Consider the following 10,901-nt stretch of genomic DNA (forward strand, 5'->3'; position numbering starts at 1 on the left):
GATTGTGCGAAAAATCGCACAATCTTTTTTAATAATCACTTAAGTCTAACAGCAGACTCCCGTAAACTAACCCCGCACCAAAGCCTGTTAATAACGCTTTCTTTGGTCGTTTTCCGTTTGCTAGCTGTTCGCTTAATGCCAACGGAATTCCCACTGAAGAAGTATTGCCAGCGTAGTCAACATTAACAGCAAACTTTTCAAATGGAATATTCAACCCTTCAGAAATTTTTTCAAGCAACCGTAAATTTGCTTGGTGAGGAATTACCAAATCAATTTCTTGCGGATCAATTTGATTTTCATTTAAGAAATCTTTCATGTGATCGATGACCGTTGTTGTTACAAAATTAAACACGGCCGGACCATCTTGATAAAAGGCCTTTGCTTGCGGATAATTTTCAGCCTTAACAGCTGAAATCGGTTTGATTCGGCCACTATTAACGGCTTCCATGTTGCCATCGGCTCGCATTTTTTCAGCAAGTAATGAATCCGTTGCGCCTTCCTTCTTTTCTAACAATGCACCGGCAGCACCGTCACCGAAGAAAACAGTCGATGTCCGGTCCGTAAAGTCCATCATCTTTGAGTTATTTTCAACACTAATCACAATTGCCTTATTGTACTGCGGACTGTGAAGAAACTTATCTGCCGTGCTGTAACCAAAAATAAACCCGGCACAGGCAGCTGACAAGTCATAGGCAAAGGCATTTTTCGCTCCAATATTCTTTTGAACAAGGGCAGCGGTTGACGGCGTCAGTGCATCCGGTGAAATTGTTGAAACGATGATCAAATCAATTTCTTCAGGGGCAACATGTGCCTGTTGCAAAAGGTTTTCCGCAACCTTAGTTGCCATTTCAGATGAATCTTCATTAATCGCATAGTGACGAGTTTTAATTCCTGTATGAGCTTGAATCCATTCATCAGAAGTATCCATAATTTTACTTAATTCATCATTTGTAACGACCCGTTCAGGTAAATACCCTGCACTGGCTGTTAATTTAACACTAACTGACATTATATTCACCTCAAAATTCTTTTTTCTCATTACCCTTTAAGCAGATATACACCCTAATTTAAAATCTTAGTCTAAGATACTCCTGAAAGGGAATGAATGCAAAATATTTGTGCTTTTAGGTAAAAAAAAGCTGAGGTACAATCACCTCAGCTCACTTTCAATGCGGGTAAATGGATTCGAACCATCACGAGCGCAATGCTCACCAGATCCTTAGTCTGACGCGTCTGCCAATTCCGCCATACCCGCGACAACAGAAATAATTATAACAGACAAAATTATCAGACGCAATATCTTTTTTAATTATTTTGAAATTAATTTCAAATGACCGCCACATCGCGAACAACAGTACTTCTGGATATTAAAATGACGCTGGCGGTAATACCGTTTATGGCATTGCCGGCACTCATACACAATTTGCGGATCTGGACGCAAACTTGACGGTGAATATCGGCTTCCGCCAACTTTTTGCAGTAAAACTTTAAAATCACGATTCCGGTGTTGATAACCGCAATGATTTAAATGTAAGTGATAATGACACAGTTCATGTTTAATTACCCCTACCAAAATTTCAGGCGGGTAATCGGTTGCGATGTGCGGATTGATTTCAATATTATGAGTTTCCAACATATACCGTCCACCAGTTGACCGCAACCGGGAATTAAAGCTTGCAGTATGGCGAAACCGAACTTGAAATGATTCAATTGAAATCCGCTCAATTAACCGTTGCAATTCTTGATTGGTCATTTTTCTGCCTTTTGTTCCGTTGGCGCAACCATTGATAATTGAATCCGGTCGCGCTTTTCATCAACACTATCGACCCATACGTCAACGATATCTCCAACAGCAACCACATCCCGCGGGTTCGTAACGTATGAATCACTTAACTTCGAAATATGCACTAATCCGTCCTGCTTAACGCCAATATCTACAAAAACGCCGAAATCAACAACATTCCGGACTGTCCCTTGAAGCTGCATTCCCGGTTTCAAATCTTCAAGGTGAAGTGTATCAGAACGTAGAAGCGGCATTGGCATCGTATCCCGGAAATCACGTCCTGGTTTTTCTAAACTTGAAACAATATCCGTCAACGTTGCTTCGCCAATTTGGTTATCAGCTGCAAACTGCTTTTGATCAAACTGCTTTAACTTTTGATTCAGCTTAGCTGTCCCAATTTCATCCTGAGCTGCCTGATTAGCCGCTAAAACCTTTTCGGCAACTGCATAGCTTTCAGGGTGAATGTCGGTGTTATCCAATGGATTAGTTCCGTTCACGATACGCAAGAAACCAGCTGACTGTTCATATGCCTTATTTCCGAGCCGTGGAACATTTAACAATTCCTTCCGCGTCTTAAACTTGCCGTTTTCATCACGGTACTTCACAATATTTTTTGCAATCGTCTTATTCAATCCTGAAATGTGCTCTAATAATTGCGGGCTGGCAGTGTTTAAATTAACCCCTACCTGGTTGACGCCCGTTTCAATTACCTGACTCAACTTATTATCAAGTTCTTTTTCTGGCAGATCATGTTGATACTGGCCAACTCCAATTGATTTCGGATCAATTTTAATCAATTCAGCCAATGGATCTTGCAGTCGCCGTGCGATGCTGACTGCTGACCGTTCTTCAACGTTAAAGTCAGGAAATTCGTCCCGGGCGATTTGACTTGCGGAGTAAACAGAAGCCCCTGCCTCGTTGACGATCACATAGTAAACCGATGTTGAAATCTCTTTTAAAACTTCAGCAACGAATGCTTCAGATTCCCGACTGGCAGTTCCGTTCCCAATTGCGACCATTTCAACGTGATAATCGTTAATTAGGGCTTTGAGTTTTTCCTTTGCTTCTGTCCGTAACTTAAGATTCGGTTTTTGTCCCTTCGCCTTTTCATGCGGGTAAATTACGGCTTTTGCCAGAAATTTACCGGTCGGATCAATCACTGCCAGCTTGCAGCCTGTTCTGAATGCTGGGTCCAATCCAAGAACCGTTTTGCCCTTTAACGGCGCCTGCATCAGCAAATGGTACAGATTATCGCCAAAAACATTGATCGCCTTTTCATCGGCTTTTTCCGTTAATTGTTTCCGGATTTCACGTTCAATTGCCGGCCGGATGAAACGCCGATAAGCATCCGTATATGCATCCTCAATGATGGACACTGCTTCGCCTTGACGACTGCCGATAAATCGGGAATGAAAATATCGTAATACAAATTGCTCATCAAGTTCAACCTTTACCCGAATGATTTTTTCTTTTTCACCACGATCAAGGGCCAGGGTTTGATGGGAAGCCATTTTACTGATTAGCTGTTCAAAGTCATAATACAGCTGATAAACACCTTTTTCATCGGCTTCTTCATTTTTGACTTTTGAAATAATTTTCCCGTGTTTTAACGTGTTTTGGCGAACCCAGTCCCGTAACTGAACATTCTGGCCGAATGCCTCCGCAATAATCTCATGAACGCCACGGAGAGCATCATCAACCGTCGTAATTTTCTTTTCCGGATTTAAGTATTTAGTCGCTTCAGCTTCAATGCCGGAATTAAATTCCAAAACATACCGGGCAAGCGGTTCTAACCCCGCATCCTTAGCAATTTGGGCTTTGGTTTTTTGCTTTTGCTTGTATGGCAAATAAAGATCTTCCAGTAGTTGTATATTATCAGCTTGGTTGATTTTCGCCTTCAACGCTGCCGTCAGTTTGCCCTGTTCATCAATTTTACTAATAATATCGGCTTTGCGTTTTTCAATTTTTGCAACCTGATCATACGTTTTTTGAATCTCACGCAGTTGAACTTCATCAAGACTGCCCGTCATTTCTTTCCGGTACCGGGCAATAAATGGGACCGTATTCCCATCTTCAAGCAAATTTAATGCTTCTTTGATTTGATGCGGCCGAAGTTGCGGCAGTTGATGTGCTGTAATTTCAAGATATTGCTGTTCCATCTTTCTTCTCCTTTAAAATTAAAGAGAGGTTGTGACCCTCGTCGCAGCCTCCCTGCTTTTTCAACCTTAAACTATGCCAAATGAAGTCCCCGGATAATCTTTTGGACACTTCGATTAACCTTATCCATTGCCGTTTCCTGTGCCTTTTCAGCTGCATCAAATTGTTTCCGGTCAACTTGATGGTCCTGATAATCAATGCTGGCATTCATTGCTTCACAGCCCTTTACAAACTCCCGGTAGTGAGCAATCAGGTTCCTATGAACCCCAATCAACTGGGCCGGAGCTTGTGCCTTTTCCAAAGTAGTTAAGTTTGTTTGATATTGCTTAACTCCTTCGCCAAAGCTTACCTGCGTAGCTTGATAGTCTTCGGCTTCGATTTCTTCATCATCATTTAATGCACTTCGAAAAATATTGAAGTACGGATCCATCTTTGCACTCATCTTTTGGGTGCTGTCTAATACATTGTTGATTGCACCTAAATATTGGTTAACATTTACTCGTCGCATTTCTTCACCCTATTTCCAAAATTCGTCATAAACGTTGATTGGCATGTGCCGTTTGTGTTCCGTCTTCACATACCAGTTTTCAATGATTTCCGCATTGTGATCATCAATCGGCTTCCCTTCCAGATAATCATCAATATCGTTATAGGTTACCCCTAATGCCACTTCATCAGGCAAAGCCGGCCGATTGTCTTCAAGATCAGCTGTTGGCGTTTTTTCATATAAATGTTTTGGAGCATGCAAAACTTTAAGCATTTGCTTGCCTTGACGCTTATCTAACCGCCATAACGGAGTAATATCAGCGCCGCCGTCACCGTACTTCGTATAAAAACCAGTGATCGCTTCAGCTGCGTGGTCCGTGCCGACCACTGCGCCGTGGTTAGCCCCAGCAATTGCATACTGTGCAATCATTCGTTGCCGCGCCTTGATGTTGCCCTTATTAAAGTCGCTGACTTCGATTTGGTTGGCTTCAACCGCTTTGACCATTGCATCGGCAGCCTCTTTTATATTGACCCGTACAGTCTGGTCAGCATGCATAAATTCAATGGCATCCATTGCATCTTGTTCATCGGCTTGATCACCGTACGGAAGGCGCACAGCGATAAATTGATAATCTTGGGTGCCCGTTTCTTCCCGCATTTCCGTAATTGCCATTTGGCTTAATTTTCCGGCAAGCGTTGAATCTTGTCCACCTGAAATTCCCAGCACAAGGGTCTTCAAAAAGGGATTTTTCTTTAAGTATGCCTTTAAAAAGTCGATCGAGCGACGGATTTCCTTTTCCGGATCGATTTGCGGCTGAACTTTTAAAGTTTCAATAATTTTTGCTTGTAATTCACGCATTTCTCTCACTCCACTTACTAAATATCATTCGGAAGCGGCTTTTGGTTATTAACTTCCCGAATGGCTTGAATAATTTTCATCTTGTTATCATAGCATTTCTTTGAAAGATCAACTGGGTAGTCTTGCGGGTTCAATAACCGCTTATATTCTTCCCACAGACTTTCAAGATGCCGTTTAGCGTACTGCTTGATTTCTTGTAAACTTGGCTGATCATAAACTAATTCGCCGTTTTTGAAGATTTCCGTCAATAACGGCCGCGCATTAAAGTTTGTGACCTGCTTATTGATATACGTATATTGCGGGTGGAACATCAACAGCGATTTCCGTTGTTGCGGCTTTTCATTATAAAGGGCAACGTAATCACCTTCTGATTTACCGGAATCTTTCCGGGTGATTCGCCAAACCTGTTTCTTTCCTGGGGTTGACACCTTATTAACGTTGCTTGAAATTTTAATGGTGTCTTCCATTTGCCCAGCCGCATTTTCAATTGCGACCATTTTGTAAACCGCCCCTAAAGCAGGTTGATCATATGCCGTGATCAGTTTTGTGCCCACACCCCAAACGTCAATTTTGGCATGCTGCATTTTCAAGTTCATGATCGTTTTTTCATCGAGATCATTTGAAGCATAGATTTTGGCATCTGGAAAGCCAGCTGCATCAAGCTGCTTGCGCACACACTTTGAAATGTATGCCATATCGCCTGAATCGATCCGCACCCCTAAAAAGTTGATGCTGTCGCCCATTTCCTTCGCAACCCGAATCGCATTCGGAACGCCGGAACGCAATGTGTCGTAGGTATCTACCAAAAAGACACAATCATGATGCGTTTCAGCATATGCTTTAAACGCTTCATAGTCATTTTGATATGCTTGCACTAATGCATGGGCGTGGGTCCCACTCGCCGGGATTCCAAAAATCTTACTTGCCCGCAAGTTGCTGGTTGCGTCAAATCCGCCAATGTAGGCTGCGCGCGTTCCCCAAATAGCTGCATCCATTTCCTGAGCCCGCCGACTGCCGAATTCAAGTAACGGATCATCGCCAACAACTGACCGAATCCGGGCAGCCTTGGTTGCAACCAATGTCTGATAATTGATAATATTCAAAATTGCGGTTTCAACCAACTGACAATCTGCTAATGGCCCTTCGATCTGCATCAAAGGCTCATTATTAAACACGATTTCTCCTTCGACCATTGACCGAATACTTAACCGAATCTTGAAATTCCGTAAGTATTCAATAAAATCATCCTGATAGCCCATCTCTTCTTTTAAGTACTGAAGATCAGCCTCTGAAAAGTGCAGATTTTGAATATATTGAATCACGCGTTCCAGTCCGGCATAAATAGCATATCCGTTTTGAAACGGCAAATCGCGAAAATAAACTTCAAAGATTGCATTCCGATCGGCAATCCCTTCACGCCAATACGTTTCGATCATATTCAATTCATACGCATCAGTATGAAGTGCTAAGCTGTCATCTGCATATTTATTAATCATGATATTCCTCTTTAAGATCGTAATTTACTAGATACATAATAGTGCTTATATTTTATCACTTTTCGGGTTCCCACCGCAAAATAGTTTGTTCTATAATGAAATAAACAAAGTAGAAACGAGGAAAATCATGACACGTTCAAAGGTCAATATTCTTGGAATTGAATTTGATAATTTTACCCAAAAAGAATTTGTTTGCCAACTGATTGCTGATAACCGGCAACACCTTAACCGATTCGTCGTTACGGCTAACCCTGAAATCGTTCTGGCAGCCACCCGTGATCCCCATTACCAGCAGATCATCAATCACGCTGATTACGTTACCGCGGATGGAATTGGGATTGTGAAGGGGGCGAAGATTTTGGGAACACCACTTGCTGAACGAGTAACTGGATTTGATACCATGCAAGCATTGTTACGATCTGCTAATCAAAATCAAAAGAAAGTTTACTTTTTAGGAGGTAAACCAGCAGTGATCAGTGCTTTGAAAAATGTAATTAAAGAAAAATATCCGCACTTAATCATTGCTGGAATGCATGACGGCTATTTTAATGATGAAGAACCCATCATCCATGAGATCCAACAAACCCAACCGGACTTCGTTTTTGTTGCATTAGGATTCCCCAAACAAGATTTTTTCATTGCACATCACCGGTCCGTTGCAAATTCAATTTGGATGGGGGTCGGCGGCAGTTTTGATGTTTTGATCGGAAACGTTCAACGGGCTCCTGAATTTTGGATCAATCACCATATTGAATGGCTATTCCGGTTGATCCAAGAGCCAACCCGCTTTAAACGTATGTTGGCTTTGCCGCGTTATTTATTCCGCGTTTATCAACAAAAATCTAAGCAAAAAAAATAAGACTCTCAGCCTTATTTTTCTAAGTAAAATTCAAATCGCTCGCCGGCATATTCTGTTCGCACATACTCAAATGGAAGTCCCGTTGTCAGTTTAGTAATTTGTCGTAGTTTTAGAATCGGTGCTCCCCGTTTGATTTTCAAATAATCAGCAATCTTTTCCGATGCGCTTGATGCAGAAACCGTCTGTTGAGCGTGCCCGATCTCAAGCCCATGTTCCTGCAACGTTTGGTATAACGACCGGGTAATTTGAGACCGTTGATAATTTTTAACTAGCGAATACGGTAAAGTTGCAACTTCAAAGCAAATCGGAACCGCGTCTGCATACCGAATCCGTTCCATTCTCAAAATGTTATCATGATCATTAAGTTTCAGGTGTTCCTGTTCGCTTAACGATGGGGTCGTCACCTGATACGAAATTGTTTTACTTGAAGGAGTCTTTCCCTGATTTTCCATCAACTGGGTAAAACTTGTTGTTCCTGACATCTTTTCCTGAACTTTTTTCCGGGCAACAAACGTTCCAGAACCGACTCGGCGTTCAAGGATTCCTTCATCAACCAATGTTTGAACTGCTTGGCGCAAGGTCATCCGGCTAACGCCATATTTTTCAGCCAATTCCCGTTCCGCCGGGATCCGATCACCGACCTGCCACTTACCTTTTTCAATTGATTCCTTTAAATCATTATGAATTCGAATATAAATTGGAGAGCTCATCCTTAAATCCATTCCTTTAAAATTTATACCATTAGTATATCACTAAATATTATTCGTTTATCCGGTTAATACAAAAAAGGTTGTGCACCTGCACAACCTTTTACCCAACAAAAAAATTGGGGTAGCTGGATTCGAACCAGCGCATCACGGTACCAAAAACCGTTGCCTTACCGCTTGGCTATACCCCAATAAAATGATGGAGGGGAGTGGATTCGAACCACCGAACCCGAAGGAGCGGATTTACAGTCCGCCGCGTTTAGCCAGACTTCGCTACCCCTCCATATTCAATTAAAATCAAATGTCTTATCACATCCGACTTAATTATCATACATGCTATTTAGAAAAATTGCAAGGACTTTTTTCAAAAAAATTATTTTTTTAGGCTGACATTGCTAATCGTTTGATCTTAGGGGCGATCATCAATAAGATCAATCCTAAAATAATCGTTACTCCTCCAATGATTCCAAAGTAATGGATCTCGGTTGTCTGGTTATAAAACTTTACGATCTGCGAATTGATTGCTTGCGCGACCGCATCCGTTAAGAACCACATGCTCATCATTTGTGACCGAAATGTTTGTGGAGCCAGTTTGGTGGTAGTTGAAAGTCCAATTGGTGAAATCAACATTTCTCCAATAATGACCAATGCCCAACTCATGACCAACCATAGAGGCGAAACTTTCGTGTGAGTACCGTAAAGCACTCCAGGAAACATCATCCATAAGAATGAAATTCCCGCGAAAAATAATCCTAATGAAAATTTGATTGCTGATGATGGTTGATGATTCTTTAACTTACTCCACAGCCAAGCAAAGCATGGAACGTACAGCATAATAAACAGCGGATTCATGCTTTGGAACCAGCTAGCAGGAAATGAATGACCAAACACCGTTAATTTAGTCTGTTCTTCAGCAAAAATCGCTAAAATAACCGATCCTTGCTCTTCAATGATCCAGAAGACGATCGCAGCTAAAAATAATGGAAGGTAAGCTACGACCCGCTTGCGTTCGCTCACCGTTACTTTTTGACTGGTCAACATTACAGCAAAGTAATAAATCGGAATTACAATTGAAAGGACTGATAATACAAGGATCACATTGTCAATATTAAACAGATTGAATTCGATCATAATCACGCAAATCAAAACGATTCCAATAATCCATGCAATTCCTTTTTTGATCAATCCGCGAACTTCTTCCGGTTCAAGCGGATCATTCGGAAACATGCTGTCAGGTGATAAGTACAGTTTACCATCCATCGAATACTGAACAAGTCCAAAAATCATTCCAATTGCGGCAAGTGAAAAGCCAATATGGAAATTATACGTTTGCCCAATATACCCCACAATAATCGGCGCAATAAAGGCCCCCACGTTAATTCCAAATACAAAAATATTAAATCCGGCTTCCCGACGATAATCATCCTTATCATACAGGCTACCAACCATTTCAGAAACATTTGGTTTTAACATTCCGGTTCCAAAAGTAATCAAAATGATCGAAATAAACAACGCGGCTTTACCGTATGGCGTTGCTAAAACGATATGCCCTAGCATAATCAAAATTCCACCGATCAAAACCGTTTTCCGGCTTCCCCACAGGCGATCACTCATAAAACCACCAAAGACACTTGTCAGGTAAACTAACGCCCCGTAAATCGACATGATCGATGCTGCCGTCGCTTTACTAAAGCCCAATCCGCCTTCCGTTACCGAATAAAACATGTAAAACAGTAGAATTGCCCGCATTCCATAATAACTAAAACGTTCCCACATCTCAGTGAAGAATAAGGTTGCCAGTCCGCGCGGATGTCCTAAAAATGTTTTTTGCGACTTAATTGGAGTCAATTTTAAATTCCTTCCATAAATAAAGTTAATAATATTTAAAGTATAGTCATCTGTGAGAAATTGGTCAATTTTTGATTCCTTTTTTTGAATTAAAAAAATGGAAAATGTGACAAAATGCAACAAACAAGCCTGGTGGAAGCAAATCTCAGAGCAAAGATTCGGACGTTTTCGAATTTCACTAGCTTCGTGCTGTAGCTCGTTTGTTTTGGAACTCGATTATGCAAACTGCAACTTATGGCACTTTGTCCAAATTTATCTAAAACACCTACCTGATACACAGAAAAGTGTTGTCTTTTATTGCTATATCATTGTTTATCCGCATTCTAAAATTCCTTACAGACACACGGTTATCCGACGTGTGTTTGACTGTGATTTTTCGATGAACAAAAAAGTATTTTTATAAAAAAAAGCCTTATATCAAGGCTTATAAACATCTATGAACGTTTTTTCATGCTGATTGCAGGAGTCGAACCTGTGACCCACGGTTTACGATACCGTTGCTCTACCAACTGAGCTAAATCAGCATTATCAATGACCCGTACGGGATTTGAACCCATGTTACCGCCGTGAAAGGGCGGTGTCTTAACCACTTGACCAACGGGTCATAATAATTATGTTAATCACTAACGTGAATGCTCATTAGTCATTTAAAACTCCGGCAGGCGGACTCGAACCGTCGACACCCTGATTAACAGTCAGATGCTCT

The 10,901-nt window shown here is 41.4% G+C and carries 9 protein-coding genes and 5 tRNA genes; 1 reads left to right on the forward strand and 13 read right to left on the reverse strand.

Going from position 1 to position 10,901, the window contains the following annotated elements; genetic code table 11:
• Positions 1-28: 28 nt before the first annotated feature.
• The 7 genes from FC64_RS02645 to FC64_RS02675 form a co-directional block, all read right to left on the reverse strand.
• Complete coding sequence (locus FC64_RS02645; protein ID WP_057906414.1) at positions 29-1,009, reverse strand: beta-ketoacyl-ACP synthase III; 981 nt, start codon at positions 1,007-1,009, stop codon at positions 29-31.
• A 161-nt stretch (positions 1,010-1,170) separates the two neighbouring features.
• Positions 1,171-1,255, reverse strand: a tRNA-Leu gene (locus tag FC64_RS02650).
• A 54-nt stretch (positions 1,256-1,309) separates the two neighbouring features.
• On the reverse strand, positions 1,310-1,753 hold the full coding sequence (locus FC64_RS02655; protein ID WP_057906415.1) for a SprT family protein: 444 nt from the start codon (positions 1,751-1,753) through the stop codon (positions 1,310-1,312).
• Complete coding sequence (locus FC64_RS02660) at positions 1,750-3,942, reverse strand: Tex family protein (RefSeq protein WP_057906416.1); 2,193 nt, start codon at positions 3,940-3,942, stop codon at positions 1,750-1,752. Before FC64_RS02660 ends, FC64_RS02655 begins: the two co-directional genes overlap by 4 nt.
• Before the next feature lie 71 nt (positions 3,943-4,013).
• The gene (locus tag FC64_RS02665) at positions 4,014-4,448 is read right to left on the reverse strand and encodes a hypothetical protein (RefSeq protein ID WP_057906417.1); all 435 of its coding nucleotides are present in this window, start codon (positions 4,446-4,448) and stop codon (positions 4,014-4,016) included.
• A 9-nt stretch (positions 4,449-4,457) separates the two neighbouring features.
• On the reverse strand, positions 4,458-5,285 hold the full coding sequence (nadE, locus tag FC64_RS02670) for an ammonia-dependent NAD(+) synthetase (RefSeq protein WP_057906418.1): 828 nt from the start codon (positions 5,283-5,285) through the stop codon (positions 4,458-4,460).
• Between the two features lie 17 nt (positions 5,286-5,302).
• Positions 5,303-6,781, reverse strand: coding sequence for a nicotinate phosphoribosyltransferase (locus FC64_RS02675; protein WP_057906419.1), 1,479 nt, complete (start codon positions 6,779-6,781; stop codon positions 5,303-5,305).
• Positions 6,782-6,908: 127 nt separating this feature from the next.
• On the opposite strand from FC64_RS02675, the gene FC64_RS02680 reads away from it, so the two are divergent.
• Entirely contained in the window at positions 6,909-7,640 is a 732-nt protein-coding gene (locus FC64_RS02680; protein WP_057906420.1) for a WecB/TagA/CpsF family glycosyltransferase, read from the forward strand.
• Between the two features lie 11 nt (positions 7,641-7,651).
• On the opposite strand, the gene FC64_RS02685 is transcribed toward FC64_RS02680, so the two are convergent.
• From FC64_RS02685 to FC64_RS02710, 6 genes are all read right to left on the reverse strand, one after another.
• Positions 7,652-8,350, reverse strand: coding sequence for a GntR family transcriptional regulator (locus tag FC64_RS02685; protein ID WP_057906421.1), 699 nt, complete (start codon positions 8,348-8,350; stop codon positions 7,652-7,654).
• Between the two features lie 116 nt (positions 8,351-8,466).
• A tRNA-Gln gene (locus FC64_RS02690) sits at positions 8,467-8,538 on the reverse strand.
• A 9-nt stretch (positions 8,539-8,547) separates the two neighbouring features.
• Positions 8,548-8,630 (reverse strand) — tRNA-Tyr (locus tag FC64_RS02695).
• A gap of 98 nt (positions 8,631-8,728) precedes the next feature.
• Positions 8,729-10,186: a peptide MFS transporter gene (locus FC64_RS02700; protein WP_057906424.1), complete on the reverse strand. Its 1,458-nt coding sequence runs from the start codon at positions 10,184-10,186 to the stop codon at positions 8,729-8,731.
• 460 nt (positions 10,187-10,646) lie between these two features.
• A tRNA-Thr gene (locus tag FC64_RS02705) sits at positions 10,647-10,719 on the reverse strand.
• A gap of 8 nt (positions 10,720-10,727) precedes the next feature.
• Positions 10,728-10,799, reverse strand: a tRNA-Glu gene (locus FC64_RS02710).
• Positions 10,800-10,901 lie beyond the last annotated feature (102 nt).

The organism is Ligilactobacillus araffinosus DSM 20653, assembly GCF_001435375.1.
GTDB classification, from domain to species: Bacteria; Bacillota; Bacilli; order Lactobacillales; family Lactobacillaceae; genus Ligilactobacillus; species Ligilactobacillus araffinosus.